This is a genomic window from Dyella sp. A6 (assembly GCF_036320485.1).
GTDB classification, from domain to species: domain Bacteria; phylum Pseudomonadota; class Gammaproteobacteria; order Xanthomonadales; family Rhodanobacteraceae; genus Rhodanobacter_A; species Rhodanobacter_A aluminiiresistens.
The window spans coordinates 2,747,723-2,771,488 of record NZ_CP132911.1 but is presented as its reverse complement, the minus strand read 5'-3'; the positions used below and the strand labels follow the sequence as shown (position 1 = coordinate 2,771,488).

The 23,766-nt window shown below is 65.7% G+C and carries 22 protein-coding genes and 1 riboswitch; of the genes, 17 read left to right on the top strand and 5 right to left on the bottom strand.

What is annotated here, in order from left to right; translation table 11 throughout:
• The first annotated feature begins 179 nt into the window (after positions 1-179).
• A complete protein-coding gene (locus tag RA164_RS12505; RefSeq protein ID WP_329741179.1) occupies positions 180-554 on the top strand; it encodes a hypothetical protein in 375 nt (124 codons plus the stop codon).
• A 174-nt stretch (positions 555-728) separates the two neighbouring features.
• On the opposite strand, the gene RA164_RS12500 is transcribed toward RA164_RS12505, so the two are convergent.
• Positions 729-1,091 (bottom strand): hypothetical protein, encoded by a 363-nt coding sequence (locus RA164_RS12500; protein ID WP_329741178.1) that lies wholly within the window; start codon positions 1,089-1,091, stop codon positions 729-731.
• Between RA164_RS12500 and RA164_RS12495 the strand changes: the two genes are divergently transcribed.
• Positions 1,090-2,196: a hypothetical protein gene (locus tag RA164_RS12495; protein ID WP_329741177.1), complete on the top strand. Its 1,107-nt coding sequence runs from the start codon at positions 1,090-1,092 to the stop codon at positions 2,194-2,196. The genes RA164_RS12500 and RA164_RS12495 overlap by 2 nt on opposite strands.
• Before the next feature lie 93 nt (positions 2,197-2,289).
• Here RA164_RS12495 and pyrF read toward each other — a convergent pair whose 3' ends face one another.
• Positions 2,290-3,108, bottom strand: a complete 819-nt coding sequence (gene pyrF, locus RA164_RS12490; RefSeq protein WP_329741176.1) for an orotidine-5'-phosphate decarboxylase — start codon at positions 3,106-3,108, stop codon at positions 2,290-2,292.
• 500 nt (positions 3,109-3,608) lie between these two features.
• On the opposite strand from pyrF, the gene RA164_RS12485 reads away from it, so the two are divergent.
• Positions 3,609-6,791 carry a TonB-dependent receptor gene (locus tag RA164_RS12485; protein WP_329741175.1) on the top strand — a complete coding sequence of 1,061 codons (3,183 nt, stop codon included), beginning with the start codon at positions 3,609-3,611 and terminating at the stop codon, positions 6,789-6,791.
• A gap of 132 nt (positions 6,792-6,923) precedes the next feature.
• A complete protein-coding gene (locus tag RA164_RS12480) occupies positions 6,924-9,323 on the top strand; it encodes a GH92 family glycosyl hydrolase (RefSeq protein WP_329741174.1) in 2,400 nt (799 codons plus the stop codon).
• Between the two features lie 137 nt (positions 9,324-9,460).
• On the opposite strand, the gene ettA is transcribed toward RA164_RS12480, so the two are convergent.
• Positions 9,461-11,122: an energy-dependent translational throttle protein EttA gene (gene ettA / locus RA164_RS12475; RefSeq protein WP_329741173.1), complete on the bottom strand. Its 1,662-nt coding sequence runs from the start codon at positions 11,120-11,122 to the stop codon at positions 9,461-9,463.
• A gap of 178 nt (positions 11,123-11,300) precedes the next feature.
• On the opposite strand from ettA, the gene RA164_RS12470 reads away from it, so the two are divergent.
• From RA164_RS12470 to RA164_RS12420, 11 genes are all read left to right on the top strand, one after another.
• Positions 11,301-12,161, top strand: coding sequence for a DUF817 domain-containing protein (locus RA164_RS12470; protein ID WP_329741172.1), 861 nt, complete (start codon positions 11,301-11,303; stop codon positions 12,159-12,161).
• Positions 12,162-12,224: 63 nt separating this feature from the next.
• The gene (gene glyA, locus RA164_RS12465) at positions 12,225-13,493 is read left to right on the top strand and encodes a serine hydroxymethyltransferase (protein ID WP_329741171.1); all 1,269 of its coding nucleotides are present in this window, start codon (positions 12,225-12,227) and stop codon (positions 13,491-13,493) included.
• Positions 13,494-13,582: 89 nt separating this feature from the next.
• The gene (gene nrdR / locus RA164_RS12460; protein WP_329741170.1) at positions 13,583-14,104 is read left to right on the top strand and encodes a transcriptional regulator NrdR; all 522 of its coding nucleotides are present in this window, start codon (positions 13,583-13,585) and stop codon (positions 14,102-14,104) included.
• Positions 14,105-14,132: 28 nt separating this feature from the next.
• Entirely contained in the window at positions 14,133-14,456 is a 324-nt protein-coding gene (locus RA164_RS12455; RefSeq protein WP_329741169.1) for an antibiotic biosynthesis monooxygenase family protein, read from the top strand.
• A gap of 29 nt (positions 14,457-14,485) precedes the next feature.
• On the top strand, positions 14,486-15,562 hold the full coding sequence (gene ribD, locus RA164_RS12450; protein WP_329743544.1) for a bifunctional diaminohydroxyphosphoribosylaminopyrimidine deaminase/5-amino-6-(5-phosphoribosylamino)uracil reductase RibD: 1,077 nt from the start codon (positions 14,486-14,488) through the stop codon (positions 15,560-15,562).
• A gap of 121 nt (positions 15,563-15,683) precedes the next feature.
• Positions 15,684-15,856, top strand: a riboswitch (FMN riboswitch).
• Between the two features lie 127 nt (positions 15,857-15,983).
• Positions 15,984-16,625, top strand: coding sequence for a riboflavin synthase (locus RA164_RS12445; protein WP_329741168.1), 642 nt, complete (start codon positions 15,984-15,986; stop codon positions 16,623-16,625).
• Between the two features lie 144 nt (positions 16,626-16,769).
• Entirely contained in the window at positions 16,770-17,861 is a 1,092-nt protein-coding gene (gene ribBA, locus RA164_RS12440) for a bifunctional 3,4-dihydroxy-2-butanone-4-phosphate synthase/GTP cyclohydrolase II (RefSeq protein ID WP_329741167.1), read from the top strand.
• 151 nt (positions 17,862-18,012) lie between these two features.
• On the top strand, positions 18,013-18,951 hold the full coding sequence (locus RA164_RS12435) for an LD-carboxypeptidase (protein ID WP_329741166.1): 939 nt from the start codon (positions 18,013-18,015) through the stop codon (positions 18,949-18,951).
• A gap of 49 nt (positions 18,952-19,000) precedes the next feature.
• Entirely contained in the window at positions 19,001-19,462 is a 462-nt protein-coding gene (gene ribH, locus RA164_RS12430; protein WP_329741165.1) for a 6,7-dimethyl-8-ribityllumazine synthase, read from the top strand.
• Positions 19,462-19,908, top strand: a complete 447-nt coding sequence (nusB, locus tag RA164_RS12425; RefSeq protein ID WP_329741164.1) for a transcription antitermination factor NusB — start codon at positions 19,462-19,464, stop codon at positions 19,906-19,908. Before ribH ends, nusB begins: the two co-directional genes overlap by 1 nt.
• Entirely contained in the window at positions 19,908-20,465 is a 558-nt protein-coding gene (locus RA164_RS12420) for a GNAT family N-acetyltransferase (protein ID WP_329741163.1), read from the top strand. The genes nusB and RA164_RS12420 overlap by 1 nt, the downstream gene beginning before the upstream one ends.
• Before the next feature lie 42 nt (positions 20,466-20,507).
• Here RA164_RS12420 and RA164_RS12415 read toward each other — a convergent pair whose 3' ends face one another.
• Positions 20,508-20,972: a nuclear transport factor 2 family protein gene (locus RA164_RS12415; protein WP_329741162.1), complete on the bottom strand. Its 465-nt coding sequence runs from the start codon at positions 20,970-20,972 to the stop codon at positions 20,508-20,510.
• 132 nt (positions 20,973-21,104) lie between these two features.
• On the opposite strand from RA164_RS12415, the gene thiL reads away from it, so the two are divergent.
• Both thiL and RA164_RS12405 read left to right on the top strand, forming a co-directional pair.
• Positions 21,105-22,085, top strand: coding sequence for a thiamine-phosphate kinase (thiL, locus tag RA164_RS12410; RefSeq protein ID WP_329741161.1), 981 nt, complete (start codon positions 21,105-21,107; stop codon positions 22,083-22,085).
• Positions 22,082-22,582 (top strand): phosphatidylglycerophosphatase A family protein, encoded by a 501-nt coding sequence (locus RA164_RS12405; RefSeq protein WP_329741160.1) that lies wholly within the window; start codon positions 22,082-22,084, stop codon positions 22,580-22,582. The genes thiL and RA164_RS12405 overlap by 4 nt, the downstream gene beginning before the upstream one ends.
• Before the next feature lie 207 nt (positions 22,583-22,789).
• Here RA164_RS12405 and RA164_RS12400 read toward each other — a convergent pair whose 3' ends face one another.
• The gene (locus RA164_RS12400) at positions 22,790-23,668 is read right to left on the bottom strand and encodes an aldo/keto reductase family oxidoreductase (RefSeq protein ID WP_329741159.1); all 879 of its coding nucleotides are present in this window, start codon (positions 23,666-23,668) and stop codon (positions 22,790-22,792) included.
• Positions 23,669-23,766 lie beyond the last annotated feature (98 nt).

Genomic DNA, 23,766 nt, shown 5'->3' with positions numbered 1-23,766 from the left:
TCCTGTGTGCCCGGCCGATAAGTTGGCATGGTCACATGCCTCATGCCGCCGAAACATGGCTTGTTCGATGCCCGCCATCATTTGATGACGCGGAGCGGGTGGTGTGCCTTGTCGTTTGCTGTTGGAAGGCATCGTACAAGCAGGGCGAACCCGACACGCAGTGACAGGTGCATGTCCCCATGACCCATTTCAGCAAGTCGCCGAACCCCACCGGCACGAATGTGAACTGGAACGACCCGCAGTTGCAGACATTGTTGAGCAAGACCGCTGGCTGGAGTCTGGACAACCGTGGTGTGTTCTCGCCGGTCGACTGTGTCATCCACGTCGGCTGGGGTGCCAGCGCCGGCAAGTCCGGAAGCCTGGTTCATTCGCAGGAAGGCGTGATGGTCGTCGCCACGCCCAGCATCATCCCGGCGGGCGAGCAGGTGCGTATCGACCGGGTGCAGGCCGGGGTGATGCGTTCGACGTGGGGCACCATCGTTGAAGCGCGTGAAGGCAGGCGCGAGGACGATCGCATCAACAAGCTCCATGTTTACTGGATCCACGCACGCTGACCGTGTGAGCATCGCACGCCCATACTGGGTCTGACTGAAATCTGTCTTGCTGTGCCTCAGCCCGGACATCATGGGTACTTGTGCGTGCGGATGATGGCGCCTAATCAATTGGCCCGAATGCGGCTCGTGCAGCCAGCGGCGCAATGCTGCTGCGATACTGGCCTGACCCGTTAGTTAATAAGACGGATAAATAAGAGAAACCTTGCGGGGAAATGACGCATTTCGTTGCGCGAAAATACTGAATCCCGTCTTGATATGCATGCCGGCAGTTGCAGCCGGGTCGATTTCTTCATTTGATTGTTGGGGAAGTGTCTGATTATTCGTGAAATGTGATTTCGGGCGTATATGCCCATGAAAAATGACGTTGCAGCGCTCCCTTATCCCCGCTAACGTCGACTGGCCCATTTCAGGGGGTGGGCGATGCCGTTGCGATTTTTTCCGCAGCGGTCTGGCGTGCACACGGGGGGTGTGTGCCGTGTGATGCGCATTCACATCACCGAGTCGCTTACGACTCATTATCTTGGGGAGATTTTGCATGACCACGTTCAGTAACCGCTGGCTCCAACTGCTGGCCGCTTCTGCTGTGCTCGGCATGTCCGCAGGTGCGATGGCCGGTTCGCAGAACATTTCCGAAACCAATCCTTATGCACCCGCATATGGCCATCCCTATCGTCACGGTGCCGTGCCGACCCGCGAGGCGCAGGCACTTGCCCGTGCCTGGGCAGCGCATGGAGCCAAACCCACCGGCGGTGGTAGCTCGGCGAAGACGCTGGCCTTCGGCGGCGGCGTGGACGGCATCGGTGTGACCAGCGGTACGCCCCGTGTCTACGTCGTGTTCTACGGCAGCCAGTGGGGCAGCTCGGCGACCAACTCCAGTGGCAACCTGGTGTTCTCGAATGACCCCTCGAACGCGGCTCCCTACCTGCAGTCCATGCTGGAAGGTCTGGGTACCGGCGGCGAGCTGTGGTCGGGCACCATGACCCAGTACTGCGACGGTTCGCTGGTGTCTAAGGGCGCCACGTCCTGCCCTTCGGGCGCGCCGCATGTGGGCTATCCCTCCAATGGTGTGCTGGCGGGTGTGTGGTACGACAATTCGGCGCCTTCGCCGGCATCGGCCACGCAGGCGCAGCTGGCGCAGGAAGCCGTGAATGCAGCATTGCACTTCGGCAATACCACCGCGGCGTCCAACCGCTACGTGCAGTACGTGATCCTGTCGCCCACCGGGACGACGCCGGATGGCTTCAATACCGCCCAGGGTAACTTCTGCGCCTGGCACTACTACACCTCGTCGAGCTACGGCGACGTGGCCTATACCAACATGCCGTACGTCACCGACGCCGGTGCCAGCTGCGGTCAGAACTTCGTCAATGCCGGCGCTGCGGGTCTCGACGATGGCTTCTCGATCGTCGAAGGCCATGAATATGCCGAAACGATCACCGACCAGAACCCGTCGGGCGGCTGGACCAACATGAGCCGCAAGAGCGGCAACTACGGTGCCGAGGACGGCGACGAATGTGCCTGGATCAGCTCCGGCACGGGCGCGTCGGCCAATGTGTCGATGGGCAACGGAAGCTACGCGATGCAGAGCACCTGGTCGAACGACACCAACCAGTGCGACATCGCACATCCGATCGTGCAATAAGTCCGATCGGCTATGAAATACACAAGGGCCGCGGAGTGATCCGCGGCCCTTGTTCGTCTGGCGTCAAACGCAACTGCAGCTTGGTGGCGCTGCTCAGGCGCGGCGCAGCCGGTTGATCGTGTCGCGCAGTTCGTGCGCGGCGCGGCCTGCGGCAGCGGCGAAATCCTCGTCCTTGCCGGCATACAGAATCGCGCGCGACGAACTGATCATGAGGCCGCTGCCAGCGGCCGTCAGGCCGTGGCGGAGCACCGCGGCAACGTCGCCGCCTTGGGCGCCAATGCCCGGCACCAGCAGCGGCATGTCGCCGACGATGGCGCGCACCTTGCCCAGCTCTTCCGGCCAGGTGGCCCCGGTCACCAGGGCACAGTTGCCGTGACCGTTCCAGTCGCGCGCAATGGTTTCGGCCACGCGCAGGTACAGCGGCATGCCGCCGCAATCGAGGGCCTGGAAGTCGGCACCGCCCGGGTTCGACGTGCGACAGAGCAGGATCACGCCCTTGTCGGCACGTTCCAGGAACGGCTGGATCGAATCGTGGCCGAGGTAGGGGTTGAGCGTCACCGCGTCGGCACGGTAACGCTCGAAGGCCTCGCTGGCGTAATGCTGTGCGGTGGAGCCAATGTCGCCGCGCTTGGCATCCAGAATGACCGGTACGTTGGGGTGGTGCTCGTGGATGTGTGCGATCAGCCGTTCCAGGGTTTCCTCGGCGCGCAGCGCGGCGAAGTGCGCGATCTGCGGCTTGAAGGCGCAGGCCATCCCCGCGGTCGCGTCGACGATGGCGCGGCAGAACTCGAAAACGGCATCGGGATGATTACGCAGATGGGCCGGAAACTTCGCCGGCTCCGGGTCCAGTCCAACGCAGACCAGGGTGTCATTCTCGCTCCAGCGTCGTTGCAAGGTCTCGTTGAAGCGCATGGCATGGATCTCGGGCGGGAAGGACTGCCTAGTCTAACCAAGCAGCCTTCTCACGTGCTTTGTTGCGGGCGGTCGACTCGGGGTCGTGGTGTGCTGCTGCCATGACGATACGTCACCCGCGGGCTTTTTTGCGCTGCAGCGTGACATATCCCCGCACAGACGTATTAATTTGCGTCAGGGGTTTAGATCGATCCAAATCCACATGGGCAACGACTGGCTTTCTTGGCCGTGTCAGCCCGATCAAGTTGTTCGGCCGGATCGATCTGAAACACGCGGGGGGAGCGTGATGGATGCGCTCTGCCAAGCAGTACGACAGCGCTGGTTTCGGGGTATCGGAAATAGCCGGAAACACCGGGTTATGTACGCCCTAAATTTAGATCGATCTAAATTCAGGGCGTGAAGAAGTCCCATACATCAAGCGTCGCGCGCTCGGCTGTACGTGTTCGAAGGGGATCACGGGGCCGGTTCCGTCAGGACGCACACAAGGTGGAGAGCGAGAAATGACTTACCTGCCACACGCTTCCAAGCACAAGCCGTTGTACGTCGCACTGGTTCTGGCGACGCTGTCCGTCGGTGGTGTCCTGGGCATGCCCGAAGCGGCCTCTGCCACCGGATTGCCAGCGACTCATGCCCTTGCGGCTACGGCTGCGGCGACCGCGCAGTCCGCCAGTGCCGATACCGGCAAAACGAAGAAAAAGGCGGGCAAGAAGACGGACCGAAATCACCCCACCAACCTGCAGGCGATCATGGTGACTGGCTATCGTCAGTCGATCGACCAGAATCTGCAGGACAAGCGCTATTCCAACTCCATCGTCGAGGTCATCAATGCGCAGAACATCGCGCAGTTTCCGGCCAAGAACATTGCCGATGCGCTGGCGCATGTGCCGGGCGTCGTCATCACCCGCGAGGCCGGCGAAGGCAAGACGGTCAGTATCCGCGGCCTTGCCCCCGAACTCACGCTGACCGAGCTGAACGGCAACTACGTCGCGTCGGCCGATACCTCCGCAGGGCTTACGCGCTCGTTCAACTATTCGATGTTGCCGGCCAACATGTTTTCGGACATCAAGCTTTACAAGAGCCTGCAGGCGCGGCTGGACGAGGGCGGCATCGGCGGCAATGTGGATCTGCGCACGCGTCGCCCGCTGGAGATGAAAGCCAACGACGGCTTCGTGTCGGTCAACGCGGCGGGCTCGGACAATAGCGGCAAGATCACGCCGCAGGTTTCGGCGTTGTGGTCCTGGAAGAACAAGGACCAGACGTTCGGCGTTCTGCTGGCGGGGTCTTACCAGAAGCGCCGCGACATCGACTACACGGCCAATGCGACGAGCTGGCACTGGTGGGCGAACAACTGCACCAGCCAGTCGACCTGTACCGAGCCGCCGGTCAACGTGAACGGACAGCCTTACAGCAGCGCCGTGACCTCCAACATCGCGCTGTGGCCGGGTGGCGGCGTCACCGACCAGTCCGGCAGAAGCTATTCGGGCTACTGGATGCCGCAACAGTTCTCCACCAGCCGGAATCAGCTTGACCTGAAGACCAAGGGCCTGCAGGCAACCATGCAGTTCAAGCCCACCGATCAGTTGCTGCTGACCGGCAACTACTTCCGCTTCGAACGGCAGCAGACCCAGATCACCAACACGCTCGAGGTGCCTGAGTGGGGGCTGCCCACCGGCAGTTACGCCGACCAGCAGGGCCGATTGCTGGCGCCCAACGGCTTGACCTTCGACCCCTCGAACACGGTCGTCACCGGCGCGAACTATGTCCTTCCGCCGGCAGGTACGGGCTGCAACTCGCTGACCAACCCGGTGACTGGCGCGACGCGGCAGGCGGTGGATGTCTGTTCCACCGAAATCCCTTGGCTCAACGGCAACTATTCCGTCGAAAAGGCCACATCGCAGACCATCAACCTGGAAGGCGAATGGGATGGCGGCGGTGATCTCAGCGCCACCTTCAATGTTGGGCGGACCTGGGCGACCGGCGGACCGTCGATCGAACTGGGCATGGCCGCCAAGCCGCGCAACTTCGTCAATGGCCAGTGGGTGGACGGCAGCACCGGTGCGGCCTGGACACTCAACGGCCGGCCGACCATCACGGTTTCGCCCCAGGTGCTGCAGAACATGCTGGCCGGGGAAGGGCAGGTGGATCTCGGTTCGACCGGTTCGGGCATGGTCAATACCAGCAACTCGCAGAACTTCGCGCAGGCCGACTTCACATGGGCCTTCAACAGTGACTGGCTGCAGTCGCTGCAGTTCGGCGTGAAGTACCGCGACAGCCATGCCGAGCAGCAGAGCAACGAGTTGCGCTGGTACTGCAAGGGCACCACGCAGCAATTCCAGACCTGTGACCCCAATGCCGGCCAGCTGCCGGCCGGGTTCCTGCTGCCGACTTCACTCAATGGCAACACGCTGGCCTACAACGACAATCTGTTCCCGGCGATCAATTTCCCGGCTTACTACAACTATCTCAACTCGACCTACACCCGGGTGCTCTATAACCACCCCGCAAACCGGTCCGCCATCCAGGAGAAGATTTCCGCCGCCTACATCCAGGCGAATTTCGATACCGGCACGCTGCGTGGCAACGTAGGCCTGCGCTTTGTCAGCACGCAGCAGAACATCACCGTGGCCGACGAGATCACGACCCTGAACGCCGTGTACTACCACGACGCGGCGGGCAATATCCTGATCTGTCCCGCCAGTGGCGTGAATGCCGGTGGCGGCGCGTGCGCGCCGGGTGACTTCGAGTATCTGCCGCGCGAGCAGTCGGTCGTCCAGACCTTCACCAATGCGTCGACCAGCAAGCGGTACAACAAGCTGCTGCCCAGCTTCAACATCGCATGGACCCTGGCCGATAACGTCGTGTTGCGGCTGGCGGGGTCGCAGGCGATGGCGCGTGCCAACTACACCGACCTGGCCCAGCTTGGCAGCCTGACCGACGTTACGCAGGCGTACTACAACGACCGCAAGCAGTTCGGTGCCTCGCTGCCGGGCTGGTATGGCAGTGGCGCCAATATCAACCTGAAGCCGTTCACCGCCACCCAGTTCGATCTGGCGGGCGAGTGGTACTACGCACCCGAATCGGTGGTCGGCCTGGACCTGTTCCAGAAGAAGGTGAAGAACTTCGTGGTGCCTGTCACCGTCAACAACATCAACGTGGATGTCGGCGGCACGCAGCAGCAGTTCATGCAGTACAGCACCAATGCCAACGGTCGTTCGGGTACGTCGAAGGGGCTGGAGCTCTACACGCAGCACACCTACGACATGGGTTTCGGCTATATCGCCAACTACACCTTGAACAAGACCAACGAGACCGCCGTGTCGCTGGGCGACACGCAGGTCGGCAAGTCGGAGCTGATCGGCAGTGCCAAATATGCGGCGAACGTGTCGTTGTTCTATGAGAAGCACGGTCTGCTGCTGCGCGTGACCAACAACTGGACCGGCCGCACCATGCAGGGGCTGGCATCGGGTCTTCCGGTGTACACGCGGCCCTATCACGAGCTGGATCTGAACGGTGACTACAAGTTCAACAAGCACCTGATGGTGACCGCGTCGATCATCAACCTGACCCGCTCGATGCCACGCTCGTACCTGGGTGGAGACACCACCGCACGACTCAGCCAGTTGGAGTATGCGGGTCGTCAGTACTACCTGGGGCTGACCTACAAGTTCGGCTCCGGCGACTGAGCATGGACCGCGGGACGGGGAGGGCGATCTCCCCGTCCCGGCAACCTTGTCCCGGCACGCTAGTCGCTGCTGCCACGCGTCGGGTTCGCGTCCGCACATCGAGGGTGCGCCCTCATCTTTCCGGAAAGCATCATGGTTAGATCTGCTGTACGTCTTTGCTGCTGCGCCTTGCCGGTCTCGGTGCGACAGGGATTCACGGCGATCGCACTTCTCGTCACCATGCTGGCCGGCATGGCCGTTGTCCATGCCAGGGGCGACCAGGCGGCATCAGTTGCGACACAGGCCGTGGACGAGGCCAATCCGCTGGTCGGCACCGCGCCGCTGGATCGGCAGTCGCTGATCGGCAACGCGCCGCCACCGGGCGAGCCGCTCTACTCGGGCATGACCTCGCCGGGCGCGATCCTGCCGCACAGCGCGGTCGAGGCGGCACCGGTCAACGTCAACATCGATCTGAGCTACCCCACGGGGGTCGCCACGCCCTACTACTACAGCAGTCCGACGATGATCGGCTTTACCGGGGGCGGTGGCTCGACCTATGGCGGCAACGCCCAGCCGATGATCATGCCGGTGGTGGGCGACTGGACCGTGCCTCCGGACTACGCGCAGTCGTATTACGACAAGTCGCGAGAGAAAGCCTCGCCCGGCTATTACTCGGTCTATCTGAACACCTTCCGTACCCGGGTCGAGCTGACCGCGACGCAGTGGACCAGCCTGATGCGGTTCACCTTCCCGGCGAGCCGGCGTTCGCATGTCGTGATCAACCTGCGTCGCCGCGGCGGCCAGGTGGAGGTGGTCGACAACCACACCATCCGCGGCATGGCGGCAGGCAAGGATGCCGCGAACTCGATCGACGGTCCCTGGTTCGTCGCTGAATTCTCGCGTCCTTTTGCTCGCTTCGGTACCTTCCACGCGCTACCGCAGCGGGACGGCTGGAATCTCGGCGACAAGGACGTGAAGGCCGGCCGGCGCAGCGTGTCCGGCAGCTATGCGGGTGCTTACGTCACGTTCGATACGCATGCAGGCGAGCAGGTGCTGGTTCGCATCGCCCATGGCCACAGCCTGGCAGAAGCAGAACAGCGGTTGCGCGAGGAGGACCCGCACGGCGACTTCGCACGTGTACATGCCCGGGCGCGCAAGGCATGGGCGCAACTGCTTGGCCGTGTCCAGGTCAGCGGCGGCACGCCGAAGCAGCGCATGCTGTTCTACTCAACGCTCTACCATTCCTTTGCCAGCCCGCGACTGGTCGCGCGCAAAGGCCAGTCGTTCACCGATGCCCACGGCCAGACGCACGTTGCCAGCTACGACCACTACGGACCGGTGCCGTTCTGGGACACCGGGCGCAATCAGATCGTGCTGCTGATGCTGCTGGAACCTAAGGTGGTGCAGGACATCATGCGGTCCGAGCTGGACCGGGCGCGTGAGCGCGGTTACATGGACACCTCGTTTCATGGCGACCATGCCGTGCTGATGTACGACGGTGCCTGGCGGCGAGGCATCCGGTTCGACTACGCCTCGGTCTATCCGTGGCTGCGCAGGAACGCGACCGATCCCGACGGGCCGCGCCCCTACCTGGCCGAATACATGAAGAACGGCTGGATCTCCGACATCGTTCCGCCGGGCAATCCCAGTCCGCCGTATGCCGGCGGCAAGGCCGGTGTCGCCACCACGCTGGAATACGCCTGGGACGACCACGCGCTGGCCGACATGGCACGGCGGCTTGGCAAGACGGCCGATGCACGGATGTTTCTCGCCCGTGCGGCGAACTACCGTCACGTGTTCGATCCGTCGGTAGGCTTCATGCGCGGACGCACTGCCGACGGCAAGTGGATATCGCCCTTCGATCCGGGCGAGCCGTACTACAACTTCATGATGAAGGAGGCTTCGGGCTGGTCCACGCTATGGCTGGTGCCGCAGGACGTGCAGGGTCTGATCGACCTGCTGGGCGGGCGTGCCGCGTTCAATGCCAAGCTCGACGCTTTCTTCTCGACGCCGTACCGCGCCAAGGGCATCTGTCGCGACTGCACCGGCCTGATCGGTGAGTACGTACAGGGCAACCAGCCCGACCAGCAGGCGGCCTACCTGTACGCGTGGAGCGGCGAGCCGTGGAAGACGCAGGCACTGGTACGCCGCATTCTGGTCCAGCTCTACGGCAGCGATGCCAGCGGCTATGCCTACCCCGGCATGGACGATCAGGGATCGACCTCGTCGTGGTATGTGCTGAGTGCGATGGGCTTCTATCCCGTCGATCCGTCCAGCCCCGACTACATTCTGGGAAGCCCGATCTTCGACCGGGTCCGTCTGCGCATGGGACATGGCCGGGTTCTGGAGATCGACGCGCGCAACAATTCGGCGCGGAACAAGTACATCCAGTCGGCCACCCTCAACGGCAAGCCATGGAACCGCCCCTGGTTCAGCCAGGCCGACATTGCCGGCGGCGCCAGGCTGGTGCTGACGATGGGGCCGCGGCCGAACAAGGCCTGGGGTGCGGCACCGGCTGACGCGCCGCCATCCATGACAGCACGCAAACCGTGATCGGATTCGGCCTGCACCTGCTGCGCCAACGGCCGTCGCAGGTGCAGGCACGTTCTTGCCGGATGCTCCGGCAGCTGGCCTGATCGCCAGCCTGGTATCTCTCCCATCCTCCTCCCCGGAGGGAAGAGGTCAGGCGATCAGGCCAGTTTCTTGTACTTCACCCGGTGCGGCTTGGCGGCCTCGTCACCCAGGCGGCGCTTCTTGTCGGCTTCGTACTCGTTGTAGTTGCCGGGGAAGAACTCGACGTGCGAATCGCCCTCGAAAGCGATGATGTGGGTGGCGATGCGGTCGAGGAACCAGCGGTCATGCGAGATCACGATCGCGCAGCCGGGGAACTCCAGCAGCGCGTCTTCCAGTGCGCGCAGGGTTTCCACGTCGAGGTCGTTGGACGGCTCGTCAAGCAGCAGCACGTTGCCGCCCTGCAGCAGGGTCTTGGCCATGTGCAGACGGCCGCGTTCGCCACCGGACAGGTTGCCGACGATCTTCTGCTGGTCGGTGCCCTTGAAATTGAAGCGGCCGATGTAGGCGCGCGACTGGATCTCGAAGTTGCCGATGGTGAGGATGTCCGAGCCGCCGGACACTTCCTGCCACACGTTGTTCTTCGCATCCAGCGCGTCGCGCGACTGGTCCACGTAGGCCAGCTTGACGGTGTGTCCCAGCTTCACCTCGCCGGTGTCGGGCTGTTCCTTGCCGATGATCATCTTCATGAACGTGGATTTGCCCGCGCCGTTCGGGCCGATCACGCCGACGATGGCGCCGGCCGGGATCTTGAACGACAGGTCGTCGATCAGCATGCGGTCGCCGAACGACTTGGACACGCCCTTGAACTCGATCACTTCGTTGCCCAGGCGCTCGCCCGGCGGAATGAAGATCTCGTTGGTCTCGTTACGGCGCTGGTATTCGACCGAATTCAGTTCCTCGAAGCGGTTCAGGCGTGCCTTGCCCTTGGACTGGCGGCCCTTGGCGGCCGAGCGCACCCATTCCAGTTCCTTCTCGATCGCCTTCTGGCGCGACTTCTCCTGCTGGGCTTCCTGCTTGAGGCGGGCATCCTTCTGCTCCAGCCATTCGGTGTAGTTGCCTTTCCAGGGAATGCCGCGGCCGCGGTCCAGCTCGAGGATCCACTCGGCGGCGTTGTCGAGGAAGTAGCGATCATGCGTCACCGCCACCACCGTGCCGGTGTAGTCCTGCAGGAACTTCTCCAGCCAGTCGACCGACTCGGCGTCGAGATGGTTGGTCGGCTCGTCCAGCAGCAGCATGTCGGGCTTGGACAGCAGGAGGCGGCACAGCGCCACGCGGCGCTTCTCGCCACCGGAAAGCGGCCCCACCTTGGCGTCCCACGGCGGCAGGCGCAGCGCATCGGCGGCCACTTCCAGCTGACGCTCGAGCGCGTGGGCGTCGTTGGCGGCCAGCAGGTTTTCCAGCTGTTCCTGTTCCTTGGCCAGCGCATCGAAGTCGGCGCCTTCCTCGGCGTAGGCGGCGTACACCTCTTCCAGCCGCTTCTGCGCGTCCAGCACCACCGACACGCCTTCCTCGACCACTTCGCGTACGGTCTTCTCGGGGTCCAGCTCCGGCTCCTGCGCCAGATAGCCGACCTTGATGCCCGGCTGCGGGCGGGCTTCGCCCTGGAAGTCGGTATCCACGCCGGCCATGATCCTGAGCACCGTGGACTTGCCCGCGCCGTTCAGGCCCAGCAGGCCGATCTTCGCGCCGGGGAAGAAGCTGAGCGAGATGTCCTTGATGATCTGGCGCTTCGGGGGAACGATCTTGCTCACCCCGTTCATGGTGTAGATGTACTGCATGCTGGCTCCCGTAGGGCGGTCCGCAGGCCGCGTCGAGGCGCGGCCTGGCATAGTGAGGAACAAAGGGGAAAGGCCTCCGATTATCGCCGATCGGCCCGCGTGCCGCCATGGCGTCGCCCGGGCAGGCGCCGCGCGGGCGGCGAGGCTGTGGCTTTTGCAGGCGCCGAGGGCGCGAGCCATGATGAAGACCCCACACCCCGCCGGTGCAGCACGCTGGTGGTTTCGGCTGGATGCCACGCTGGCCCGCTGCGCCAGCCGTTGCGGTCGCATCGGTGTCGGCGTCTATGAATTTCTCTGTTTCGGGCTGAAACAGGCGTCCGCCTGCCTGTTTGGCGGGTTGATGGTAGCGCTGCTGGTCGGTAGCTGGCGCTGGTATCCGGCCCATGCGCTGCTGTCGCGCTACGACTTCCTGACCGTGTCTGCCGTGGCGATCCAGCTTGGCCTGCTGGCCAGCCGGCTGGAAAGCCTGGAAGAGGCGCGGGTGATCGTGCTGTTCCACGTGGTCGGTACGGCCATGGAATGGTTCAAGACCGGGATCGGCGCGTGGAGTTACCCGGGGGCGTCATACCTGCACATGGGTGGCGTGCCACTGTTCACCGGCTTCATGTATGCCTCGGTGGGCAGCTATATCGCGCGTGCCTGGCGGCTGTTCGACTTCCGTTTCACCCGGCACCCGCCGTTCGGGTCCAGCGTCGCATTGGCGGTGGCGATCTACGTGAATTTCTTCAGTCACCACTGGCTGCCGGACCTGCGCGGGCTGCTGTTCCTGGTGCTGGCCTGGCTGTTCGGGCCGACCTGGGTGCACTTCCGCATCCGGTGTGTGCACCGGCGCATGCCACTGCTGCTGGGTTTTGTGCTGGTGGCCGGGTTCATCTGGCTGGCCGAAAACGTGGGCACCTACACCCATGCCTGGATCTACCCGGCGCAGCGCGCGGGCTGGCATCCGGTGCCGCTGGCCAAACTGGGGTCCTGGCTGCTGCTGATGGTGATCAGCTACGTCATGGTTTCGGCGATTCACCGCCGGAAACCGGGCCAGTAGCTGCAACCCGGCGCCGGCGCTACAATTTCGGGTCTTGTCCAACCCCATCTGCCGAGGCCCCGAATGTTCCCGAAGGACTGCACGATCGCCGGTTACGACCCCGAACTGGCCCAGGCCATGGCCGATGAAGGCCGTCGCCAGGAGGATCACGTCGAGCTGATCGCTTCGGAGAACTACGCCAGCCCGCGCGTGATGGAGGCTCAGGGCTCCAAGCTCACCAACAAGTACGCCGAGGGCTACCCGGGCAAGCGCTACTACGGTGGCTGCGAATACGTCGACGTGGCCGAGCGGCTGGCGATCGACCGCGTGAAGCAGCTGTTCGGTGCCGACTACGCCAACGTGCAGCCGCATTCCGGCTCGCAGGCCAACCAGGCGGTGTACTTCGCCCTGCTGCAGCCGGGCGACACCATTCTGGGCATGAGCCTGGCCCACGGCGGCCACCTGACCCACGGCGCCAAGGTCAACGCTTCGGGCAAGCTGTTCAACGCCGTGCAGTACGGTGTGGACGCCAACGGCATCGTCGACATGGACGAGGTCGAGCGCCTGGCCGTGGAGCACAAGCCGAAGATGATCGTGGCTGGCTTCAGCGCCTACTCGCAGGTGATGGACTGGGCCCGCTTCCGCGCCATCGCCGACAAGGTCGGCGCCTACCTGTTCGTGGACATGGCGCACGTCGCCGGTCTGGTCGCCGCGGGCGAATACCCCAGCCCGCTGCCGCATGCCCATGTGGTCACCTCCACCACCCACAAGACCCTGCGCGGCCCGCGTGGCGGCATCATCGTCGCCAGCAACCAGGGCATGGGCGAGGCGGCCGAGGAGATCGCCAAGAAGCTGCAGTCGATCGTGTTCCCCGGTATCCAGGGCGGTCCGCTGATGCACGTGATCGCGGCCAAGGCGGTGGCCTTCAAGGAAGCGCTGGAGCCGGAGTTCAAGACCTACCAGCACCAGGTGGTGAAGAACGCCAAGGCCATGGCCAGGACCATCATCGAGCGCGGCTACAAGATCGTTTCCGGCGGCACCGAGAACCATCTGATGCTGATCGACATGATCGGCAAGGGCGTCACCGGCAAGGACGCGGAAGCGGCACTGGGCAAGGCGCACATCACGGTCAACAAGAACGCCGTGCCGAATGATCCGCAGAAGCCCTTCGTCACCTCCGGCCTGCGCGTGGGCACTCCCGCGGTCACCACCCGTGGCTACATGGAAGCCGACTGCGTGGACCTGGCCAACTGGATCTGCGACGTGCTCGACGCACCGGCCGACGAGGCGGTGATCGCCGCCGTGCGCGCCAAGGTCGAGGCGCAGTGCAAGAAGTTCCCGGTCTACGGTTGAGCGAGAAGCGAGTGAAGAGGAGTGAGAGAAAGGCCGGCTTGAGGATTTCCTCTCACTCCTCACTTCTCGACTCTCACTCCTGATCCCCTATGCATTGCCCTTTCTGCCAGCACGAAGACACCCGCGTGATCGATTCGCGTCTGACCGACGACGGTGCCACCGTGCGCCGCCGTCGCGAATGTCCGCAGTGCGGCGAGCGCTTCAACACCTATGAAACGGCGGAGCTGAAGCTGCCGGCGATCGTGAAAAGTGGCGAACGGCGCGAAGCTTTCGACGAGCACAAGCTGCGCACCAGTTTCGAGCGTGCGCTGCAGAAGCGGCCGGTGGCCAGCCACGACGTCGACAACTCGGTGCGCGAGGTCATCAATGACCTGCGTCGCAGTGGCGAGCGCGAGGTGCCGTCGCGGCACATCGGCGAGTTGGTGATGCGCGAGCTGGGCAAGCTCGACCAGGTTGCCTATGTGCGTTTCGCCTCGGTCTATCGCCGCTTCGAAGACGTGCAGGCGTTCCGCGAGGAAATCGAGAAGCTCGAGCGCGACCTGCCGGAACTGGAGAAGCTGCAGTTGTCGCTGCTCGGTGAGAGCTCGACCAGGCGCGGCCGGAAGGACTGAGCATGACGCGTCCGCGGAGGCATGCGACGTGTTCGTAGCAATCTATCGCTGGCGTTTGCATCCCGGGCTGGAGCAGGACTTCATCGCGAACTGGCAGGCGATCACCGCGCTCGGCCTCGCGGCCGGCTCGGGCGGTTCCAGCCTGTTCAGGGACGCCGACGGCTGCTGGGTGGCCATCGCGCGTTGGCCGTCGCGCGAGGCGCGCACGGCGTTCTTCGCGCAGCTGGCGGCCGAGGCGATCGATCCCGCACTGGGTGAACGTGCCCGCCAGGCCGTCATCGAGCGCTTTCCGGACCAGGAACTGGAGCCGGTGCGGGACATGTGGTCCGTGTTGCCGGGCGAGGTCGCGTGAAAATTTTCGACGCCATCGATCACGCCCATATGGCCCGTGCCCTCGCGCTGGCCGAGCGCGGGCTCTACACCACCCAGCCCAATCCGCGCGTCGGTTGCGTGATCGCCCATGGTGACCGCGTGGTGGGCGAGGGCTGGCACCAGCGGGCCGGCGGCCCGCATGCCGAGGTGTTCGCTCTGCGCGATGCGGGCGAACAGGCGCGTGGTGCCACCGCTTACGTCACGCTGGAACCATGCGGCCTGCACGGACGCACGCCGCCGTGTGCGGATGCGTTGATCGCCGCCGGCATCGCCCGCGTGGTGATCGCGGCCGAAGATACCTCGCAGGCCGAGGGTGCCGGACTGGCACGGCTGCGTGGCGCGGGCATCACGGTGGAAACCGGTCTGCTGCGCGAGCCGGCGCGTGCGCTCAATCCCGGCTTCTTCAGTCGCATCGAGCGCGGTCGCCCATTCGTGCGGCTGAAGCTGGCGATGAGCCTGGATGGACGCACCGCGCTGGCCAACGGCGCATCGAAGTGGATCACCGGCGAGCCGGCGCGGGCGGACGTGCAGCGCTGGCGCGCGCGCGCGTCGGCCATCCTCTCGGGCAGTGGCACCGTGCTGGCCGATGACCCGCGACTTACCGTGCGCCTGCCTGAAGGCGAGGCATTCACGCCGCCATGCCGGGTGGTGCTGGATCGCGACCTGCGCGTGCCGGCGCATTTCCATGTGATGGACGACACTGCGCCGACCCTGCGCATCCATGCGGTGGGCCGTTCCGCCCCGGCGGATGCCCCCGCTGGGGTGCGCCATGCGGGCGTGGCGCTGGACGGGCAGGGGCGGATGGATCTGGCGGCGGTGCTCGGGCTGCTGGCCGGCTACGCCGTCAACGAACTGCATGTGGAGGCAGGTGCCCGCCTGGGTGGAGCGCTGCTGGACGGTGGCTGGGTGGACGAACTGCTGCTCTATGTCGCACCGGTTCTGCTGGGCGACCGCGCGCGGCCACTGCTGGAACTGCCCCCGCTGGAGTCCATGGCCGGGCGCTGGCGCATGGGCGTGATCGAACAGCGCCAGGTCGGGACCGACTGGCGGCTGCGTCTGCACCCGCTGCCGCCGGCCGAAGGGTAAGTGCGGCGGCGCAGCCCGGTCTGGCGCAACGCAGTGTTTCGCCACCGACGACAACCGCGGGCAGGCGCCGCGCAGGGGTGGTGCTAGAATCTGTCGGCCGGCTTGCCGGCAGAACCAATTACGACGTCTTCAGGGCGGGGTGGAATTCCCCACCGGCGGTAGGTGCCAAGGCACGAGCCCGCGAGCGCTTCCGGGCCATCGGAAGGTCAGCAGATCCGGTCCAACGCCGGAGCCGACGGTCAGGTCATCCCGGTTTGCCGGGGCGGCTCACAGTCCGGATGAAAGAAGACGGTTCGAGGCGCGGCCATGCCGCGCGTCGGCCTCATGCCTTGGGGCGTTCTCGCATGTCATTACGCGGAGAACGTTTCATGATCACCCGTCTCGCAGACAGCACGGCCGCCCCCGTCCGGGAGGTGCGCTGATGTTCACTGGCATCATCCAGACCGTGGGTCGCGTGGCCCGGCTGGAACCGCGCGGCGGCGATGTGCGCCTGCACGTCGACACTGCTGACCTCGACCTGGCCGACGTACAACTGGGCGATTCCATCGCCGTCTCCGGTGTATGCCTGACCGCGGTGACGCTGGAGGCCCGGGGTTTCAGCGCCGATGTCTCCAACGAAACGCTGTCGCTGACCACGCTCGGCCAGCTCAAGGCGGGCGACCCGGTGAACCTGGAAAAGGCGCTGCGCCTGGCCGACCGGCTGGGCGGGCACCTGGTGTCCGGCCATGTCGACGGCCTGGGCAGGGTGGTGTCGGTGACGCCGGACGGCCGTTCGCAGCGCTGGACCTTCGAGGTGCCGGCCACGCTGGCGCGCTACATCGCCGCCAAGGGTTCGATCTGCATCGACGGCACCAGCCTGACCGTGAACGAAGTCAACAGCACGCGCTTTGGCGTGAACCTGATTCCGCACACGGTGGAACACACGGCATTCCATGCGCGTCGCGCGGGCGATGCGGTGAACATCGAAGTCGATGTGATCGCGCGCTACGTCGAGCGGCTGATCGGTGGCGGGCAGGCGTCCGGCATCGACGTCGACTTTCTCAAACAGCACGGTTTTGCCTGAAGGCAAGGAGTGAGTGGAGAGGAGTGAGAAGTGAGAGGAAGCAAGTGCGCGTCACACCCGATGGCTTCTCTCACTTCTCACTTCTCGTTCCTCACTTCTCGCTCCTCGCTCCTCGCTCAATCCCAATCTCCAAGGTTCCGCCCCATGCCTTTCAACACCATTCCCGAAATCCTCGACGACATCCGCGCCGGCCGCATGGTCGTGATCCTCGACGACGAGGACCGCGAGAACGAGGGCGACATCGTGATGGCTGCGCAGATGGTGCGGCCGGAGGACGTGAACTTCATGGTGCGCGAGGCGCGCGGGCTGCTGTGCCTGACGCTGACCGAGCAGCGCACGCGCCAGCTCGGCCTGCGCCCGATGGTCAGCGACAACACCTCGCCGTACCACACCAACTTCACTGTCTCGATCGAGGCGGCCGAAGGCGTCACCACTGGCATTTCCGCGCACGACCGCGCACGCACCATTCAGGTGGCGGTGAAGTCGGATGCGAAGCCGCACGACCTTTCGCAGCCCGGTCATGTGTTTCCGCTCACGGCGCAGCAGGGCGGTGTGCTGACCCGGGCTGGCCACACCGAGGCGGGCTGCGACCTGGCCGCGCTGGCCGGGCTGGAGCCGTCTTCGGTGCTGATCGAGATCCTGCACGAGGATGGTTCGATGGCTCGTCGCCCCGAGCTGGAAGCCTTCGCCACCCGGCATGGCCTGAAGATCGGCACCATCGCCGACCTGATCCGCTACCGGCTGGAAACCGAGAAGACGGTCGAGCGGGTGCACGAGGAAGAGGTGCAGACCGAGTTTGGCCCGTTCCGGCTGATCGCCTATCGCGACGCGATCCGTCGCGGACTGCACTTCGCCCTGGTCCGCGGCACGGTGGACGACGGCGCGCCGGTGCTCACCCGCGTGCACGTGCGCAACACCTTGTCCGATGTGCTGCATCTGCAGCGCGACGATCTCGGGCTCACCGTCACCGCTGCGTTGCGCCGCATCGCCGACGAGGACCGTGGCGTGCTGCTGGTGCTGTCCGGTGAAGACACCGCCGATGCCCTGCTTGCCCGCCTGCAGCGGCAGCCGTCACAGGTGTCGGCCGAAGACGCACAGCAGCAGGAATGGCGCCAGCTTGGCCTGGGCGCGCAGATGCTGGCCGACCTGGGCGTGCATCAGCTGCGCGTGATGGGCACGCCGCGCAAGCTGGTTGGCCTGGGCGGCTTCGGGCTGGAAGTGGTGGAACACGCCTGAAGGCAGGAGTAAGGAGTGAGAAGTGAGAGGTGGTCCTGGCTCCGCCTCGTGGGCGCCATGCCAATTCCCCGCGCTGTCGCTTACTCTCTACATCGCCCCTCGATCTTACGGTTCACCCTCCTCACTCCTAGATCCTAGATCCTAGCCATCCATGCCACGTATCCGCCTGATCGCCCCTTCCGGCTATCCCGCCGATCCCGCCGCGATGACACGTGGCGTCGCCCGCCTGCGCGAAGCGGGCTTCGCGGTGGATGGTGAGCAGGTGCTGCAACGTACCGAATTGCGTTTTGCCGGCAGCGATGCCGAGCGGGCCGGCGACATCAACGCCCTGGCGACGCTGGACGACCTGCCGGATATCGCCCTGGCCACGCGCGGCGGTTATGGCGCGGCGCGTCTGCTCGATCACCTGCATTACGACGCGCTGCGCGAGCGGCTGGCCGGCTCCGGGCTTGCCCTGGTCGGCCACAGCGACTTCACGGCCCTGCAGCTGGCGCTGTATGCGAAGTGCGGCGTGACCAGTTTCGCCGGTCCGTTGCTGGCCGACCTGGGCGCCGAGCCGGCGGACGCAACCACCTGGACGGAGTTCCGCGGCACGCTGGGGGCCGCATCGCGCAGCGTGGCGTGGTCGCAGGCCGGCGCGGACGGGCTGGACGTGCAGGGCACGCTCTGGGGCGGCAACCTAGCGGTGCTGTGCAGCCTGCTGGGCACGCCATATTTTCCTCGCATCGACGACGGCATCCTGTTCGTGGAAGACGTCGGCGAGCCGCCCTTCCGCATCGAACGCCTGCTGTACCAGCTGCATCTGTCAGGCGTCCTTGGGCGTCAGCGTGCCTTGCTGCTGGGCGGCTTCTCAGCCTGCCGGCCGGGACCGCGCGACAACGGCTACGACCTCGATGCCGCATTCGTGCAGATCGAGCGCGTGGCCGGCGTGCCGGTCGTGCGCGGCCTGCCGCATGGGCATGGGCACACCCAGCTCACCCTGCCGTTCGGGGCGCCCGCACGGCTGCAGGCGGCGGCCGGTGGCGCCACGCTGGCCTTTTCCGGCTATCCGCATCCGGGCCTTCGAGCAGGCGGACCCACAAACCCGTAAAATGGCCGACCCACATGGGTTTCCGGCCCATCCTAGGAAAATATCCGACATGAAAATCATCGAAGGCGATTTCGCCACGCCCAAGGGCCGCTTCGCCATCGTCGCCGGTCGCTTCAACGGCTTCGTCGTCGAACCGCTGGTGGCCGGTGCGCGTGACGCGCTGGTGCGCCATGGCGTGAAGGACGACGACATCGAGCTGGTGCGCGTGCCCGGCGCCTGGGAAATCGCGCTGGCCGCGCACAAGCTGGCCGCTTCCGGCCACTATGCGGCGGTGATCGCGCTGGGCGCGGTGATCCGCGGCAGCACCCCGCATTTCGACTATGTGGCCGGCGAGTGCGCCAAGGGCCTGGCCAAGGCCGCGCTGGACACCGGCGTGCCGGTGGCCTTCGGCGTGCTCACCACCGACAGCATCGAGCAGGCCATCGAGCGTTCGGGTACCAAGGCCGGCAACAAGGGCGTCGACGCCGCGCTGGCCGCGCTGGAGATGGTCAACCTGTACGGGCAGCTGTGATGACCACGCAGCATTCGGGCATCGATGCCGCCGCGCGTTCGCGCGCCCGTCGCCGCGCGCTGCAGGCACTGTATGCGTGGCAGATGAGCGGCAGTTCCATGAACGCCGTGATCGAGCAGTTCCGCCACGAGCAGGACATGGAAGTGGCCGATCTCGATTACTTCGAGAACCTGTTGCGCGGCGTGGCCGACCACGTCGACGCGCTGGACGCCCGGCTGCGTCCGCACCTGGACCGCGAGGTGGAGCAGGTCGATCCGATCGAGCGCGCTGCGCTGCGTCTCGGTGCCTACGAGCTGGAATTCCGCCCCGACGTGCCGTACCGGGTGATCCTTAACGAGGCGATCGAGGTCACCAAGCGTTTTGGTGCCGACCACGGCCACAGCTACGTCAACGGCGTGCTGGACAAGCTGGCGATCGAACTGCGCACGGCCGAGAAGAAAGGCTGATGCCGGGTACCCGCGTGGTGTCCGCAGCCGCCGGCCTGGTGCCGGTGCTGGAAACCGCGCGGCTGCGTCTACGCGGCCATCGCGCCGACGATTTCGAAGCGTTTGCCGCGATCTGGGCCGACGCGGACGTGGTCCGTTACATCGGCGGCAAGCCCTCGACGCCGCAGGAGTCGTGGATGCGCCTTCTGCGCTATCCCGGCATGTGGGCGCTGCTCGGCTACGGCTTCTGGGCCATCGAGGACAAAGCCAGCGGACGCCCGATCGGCGAAATCGGCTATGCCGATTTCAAGCGCGCGATCGAACCGCCGCTGGAAGGCATGCCGGAGATGGGCTGGGTGCTGGCCAGCGACGTCCATGGCAAGGGCTACGCGCGCGAAGCGCTGGACGCGGTGCTGGCCTGGGGGCAGCAGCATTTCGGCCCGCATCGCGCCGCCTGCATCATCGAGCCGGACAACGCCGCCTCGGTCCGGCTGGCTACAGGCGTCGGCTTCCGCTTCGTGCGCGAGGTGGCCTACCTCGACGTGCAGATCCACGTGTTCGTGCGCGACGCTGTTTGAACCCCGCTGATTGACGTGATGAGGCCCTGTGCGTGGGACGGTTCAGCCGCCCGCGCATGTCGCCCGGCTGGTATCGGCCACCGAGGCGATCAGCCAGTGTCCGTCCACCCGCACCATGCTGAAGGCGTCGGTACCGCAGTGGTGCAGTTTGCCGTCGAGCAGGAAACGGTAGGGTGCCCACACGATGGCCACGTCGTGATCCACCCGTACCAGTGGGTGCCGGATGTATTCCGCGACCCGGTGGCCGTCCGGTTTGAGTCGGCCGATGAAGTCGCCCAGGCTCAGTTGCACCGGCTTGCCGTGACGCATCAGCGCCATGCTGCCGGTCGGCAGCACATGGGCGCGCATGCCGGCCGGATCATGCCGGGCCATCGCGTCGAGAAAGCCTTGTACCGAGGCCAATGCGGCCTGTGCCGGATGGGCGGCCGGCAGCGCCATCACGGTCGCCGGGCACAGCAGGGCCACGGCCAGGATCGATCGGATGCGGATGGGCGGACGAGGGCACATGGCGGGCTCCTGCGGCAAGGCAGACATCGTTTCACGGCCGGCTGTTGCTGCATAGGCCGCAAGCGTGTACTGGCCTGCGCGCTTCATCCATGGAATGCTTGGCCGTTTTCTCCCCACGGCTGTACGCGACCCATGGAATTCCGACTGATCGACCGCATCCGCGAGCGCACCGCGCAGGAACGTGACGATGTTCCCCTCGGCATCGGCGACGATGCCGCGTTGCTGGCGGTACCGGCCGGCATGCAGCTGGCCGTGGCGATCGACACCATGGTCGAGGGCGTGCACTTCCTGCCGGGTACCGCGCCGGCCGACATCGGCTGGAAAGTGCTGGCAGTGAACCTGTCCGATCTTGCCGCGATGGGTGCCGCTCCGGCGTGGGCGCTGCTGGCGCTCACCCTGCCGGTAGGTATCGAGGCGGCGGCGCGTGCCGCTTTCGTCGACGGTTTCGCCGAAGGCTTCGCCGCACTGGCGAAGCCGCAGCAACTGGCCCTGGTCGGCGGCGACACCACCGGCGGTCCGCTGAGCATCAGCGTGGCCGTGCACGGCTTCGTGCCGCCGGGGCAGGCGCTGCTGCGCTCGGGTGCCAGGCCGGGCGATGCGGTGATGGTCACCGGCACGCTGGGCGATGGGGCGGCCGGCCTGCAGGTAATGCGCGAGGACCGCGGCGACAGCGCCGATCCGGCCATCGCTCACCTGCTGTCGCGCATGCGCCGGCCGACGCCGCGGCTGGCGGCCGGGCTGGCGTTGCGCGGTCGCGCGCGGGCCTGCATCGACGTGTCCGACGGCCTGCTGGCGGATCTCGGCCACATTTGCGAATGCAGCGGCGTGGGGGCGGAACTGGATGCGGCGCTGCTGCCGCGTTCGCCGGCACTGGTCGAGGTGTTCGGCGACTTGGCCGCACGCGACTTCGCGCTTGCCGGCGGCGACGATTACGAGCTGTGTTTCACCCTGCCGATGGACCAGGTCGACGCGGTGCGTGCCGAGCTGGACGCACTGGGCTGCGGCGCTACCCGCATCGGTTGCATCGTCGAAGGCAGCGAGGTGCGCGTGCGCGGCGAAGACGGCGCATGGCTGGCGTTGGCCTCGCGTGGCTGGGATCATTTCGGCGCATGACCGATCGCAAAGTACTCACCGCCGAACAGCGTCGCCGGCTCACCGCCTCGGTATCCGGCTGGATCGCCTGCGGCTTCGGTTCCGGCCTGGCACCCAGGGCGCAGGGCACCTTCGGTTCGCTGGCGGCGATCCTGCCCTGGCTGCTGCTGCGCCACCTGTCCTTGCCCTGGTATCTGCTGGTGCTGGTGCTGGCCTTCGTGCTGGGCGTGTGGGCCTGCGAGCGCGCCGGTCGTGCGCTGGGCGTGGACGATCACCGCAGCCTGGTCTGGGACGAGTTCGTCGGCCAGTGGCTGGCACTGCTGCCGGCGCTGCTGGCACCGTGGTGGGCGGTGCTGGCCGGTTTCGCGCTGTTCCGCCTGTTCGACGTGTGGAAGCCGTGGCCGATCCGCTGGTTCGACCGGCACCTGAAAGGCGGCCTTGGGGTGATGGTCGACGACGTGATCGCCGGCGTGTTCGCGGCGGTCGTGCTGGCCTGCGCGCTGGTGCCGCTGCACTGAACGCGATGGTCGGTGGCGGCTCAGTGACTGAGCCGCGCGGAATGCCGACTGCGAAAGCTGGATGTGCCTTGCAACAGCCGCAGGGCTGGTCATCCAGCGCCTTCGAGCGATTGAACCTGAAGGCACTGGATGCCTGCCTGCGCAGGCATGACGAACAAAAGCGGGTGGTCCGGTGTCTCAAGCGCCGCGTGCGCGTTGTCGTGTGGCTCAGACCGGTTGCGTTCGGCCGATGGCATCCAGTTCGGCCAGCGCTTCCGCCTGCAGGGTCAGTGCTGCGGCAGCCAGGTTCTCGCGCAGGTGGGCAGGCGACGATGTGCCGGGAATCAGCAGGATGTTCGGCGCACGCGCCAGCAGCCAGGCCAGTGCCACCTGCATTGGCGTGGCGCCGAGACGCGCGGCCACGGCCGACAGGGCGTTGGACTGCAGCGGCGTGAAGCCGCCCAGCGGGAAGAACGGCACGTAGGCGATACCTTGCCGGCCCAGTGCGTCGATGAAGGCGTCGTCCGCGCGATGTACCAGGTTGTAGTGGTTCTGCACGCAGACGACTTCGCCAATGCGCTGCGCCTGCTCGACCTGTGCCGGCGTGACATTGCTCAGGCCCAGATGGCGTATCAGGCCGCGCTGCTGCAGTTCGGCCAGCGTGCTGAACTGCGCCTCGATGGAACCCTCGCTGGGCGCGTGCACGTCGCCCATCACACGCAGGTTCACCACGTCGAGCACGTCGGCACCGAGATGGCGCAGGTTGTCGTGCACCGCGCTCACCAACTGGTCGGGTTGTTGCGCCGGCAGCCAGGAGGCATCCGCGCCACGCACCGCGCCGACCTTGGTCACGATCGACAGGTTGTCGGCGTAGGGATGCAGTGCCTCGCGGATCAGCTTGTTGGTGACGTGCGGGCCGTAGAAGTCGCTGGTGTCGATATGGTCGACGCCGGCCTCGATCGCCTCGCGCAGTACGGCAAGCGCGGTGGCATGGTCCTTCGGCGGTCCGAACACACCGGGGCCGGCCAGCTGCATGGCGCCGTAGCCCATGCGGGCTACGTCGCGGTGGCCCAGCCGGAACTGGCCGGCCTGCTTGATATCGGTCATGGAAGGTCTCCGTGGGTGTTGTGTCGTGGATGGCACACAGCATAGGCAGGCACCGGCGTTACGATAATCCGATCAAATCGGCACGGCCTGTGCGGGAT

Coding starts and splice junctions, on each gene's coding strand:
- RA164_RS12470 (WP_329741172.1), top strand. CDS start 11,301: ATGATGAAGACCCCACACCCCGCCGGTGCAGCACGCTGGTGGTTTCGG.
- RA164_RS12445 (WP_329741168.1), top strand. CDS start 15,984: ATGTTCACTGGCATCATCCAGACCGTGGGTCGCGTGGCCCGGCTGGAA.
- pyrF (WP_329741176.1), bottom strand. CDS start 3,108: ATGCGCTTCAACGAGACCTTGCAACGACGCTGGAGCGAGAATGACACC.
- RA164_RS12400 (WP_329741159.1), bottom strand. CDS start 23,668: ATGACCGATATCAAGCAGGCCGGCCAGTTCCGGCTGGGCCACCGCGAC.
- RA164_RS12420 (WP_329741163.1), top strand. CDS start 19,908: ATGCCGGGTACCCGCGTGGTGTCCGCAGCCGCCGGCCTGGTGCCGGTG.
- glyA (WP_329741171.1), top strand. CDS start 12,225: ATGTTCCCGAAGGACTGCACGATCGCCGGTTACGACCCCGAACTGGCC.
- nrdR (WP_329741170.1), top strand. CDS start 13,583: ATGCATTGCCCTTTCTGCCAGCACGAAGACACCCGCGTGATCGATTCG.
- RA164_RS12505 (WP_329741179.1), top strand. CDS start 180: ATGACCCATTTCAGCAAGTCGCCGAACCCCACCGGCACGAATGTGAAC.
- nusB (WP_329741164.1), top strand. CDS start 19,462: ATGACCACGCAGCATTCGGGCATCGATGCCGCCGCGCGTTCGCGCGCC.
- ribD (WP_329743544.1), top strand. CDS start 14,486: ATGGCCCGTGCCCTCGCGCTGGCCGAGCGCGGGCTCTACACCACCCAG.
- RA164_RS12405 (WP_329741160.1), top strand. CDS start 22,082: ATGACCGATCGCAAAGTACTCACCGCCGAACAGCGTCGCCGGCTCACC.
- ettA (WP_329741173.1), bottom strand. CDS start 11,122: ATGCAGTACATCTACACCATGAACGGGGTGAGCAAGATCGTTCCCCCG.
- RA164_RS12485 (WP_329741175.1), top strand. CDS start 3,609: ATGACTTACCTGCCACACGCTTCCAAGCACAAGCCGTTGTACGTCGCA.
- RA164_RS12480 (WP_329741174.1), top strand. CDS start 6,924: ATGGTTAGATCTGCTGTACGTCTTTGCTGCTGCGCCTTGCCGGTCTCG.
- RA164_RS12415 (WP_329741162.1), bottom strand. CDS start 20,972: ATGTGCCCTCGTCCGCCCATCCGCATCCGATCGATCCTGGCCGTGGCC.
- RA164_RS12435 (WP_329741166.1), top strand. CDS start 18,013: ATGCCACGTATCCGCCTGATCGCCCCTTCCGGCTATCCCGCCGATCCC.
- ribH (WP_329741165.1), top strand. CDS start 19,001: ATGAAAATCATCGAAGGCGATTTCGCCACGCCCAAGGGCCGCTTCGCC.
- RA164_RS12495 (WP_329741177.1), top strand. CDS start 1,090: ATGACCACGTTCAGTAACCGCTGGCTCCAACTGCTGGCCGCTTCTGCT.
- RA164_RS12500 (WP_329741178.1), bottom strand. CDS start 1,091: ATGCAAAATCTCCCCAAGATAATGAGTCGTAAGCGACTCGGTGATGTG.
- ribBA (WP_329741167.1), top strand. CDS start 16,770: ATGCCTTTCAACACCATTCCCGAAATCCTCGACGACATCCGCGCCGGC.
- thiL (WP_329741161.1), top strand. CDS start 21,105: ATGGAATTCCGACTGATCGACCGCATCCGCGAGCGCACCGCGCAGGAA.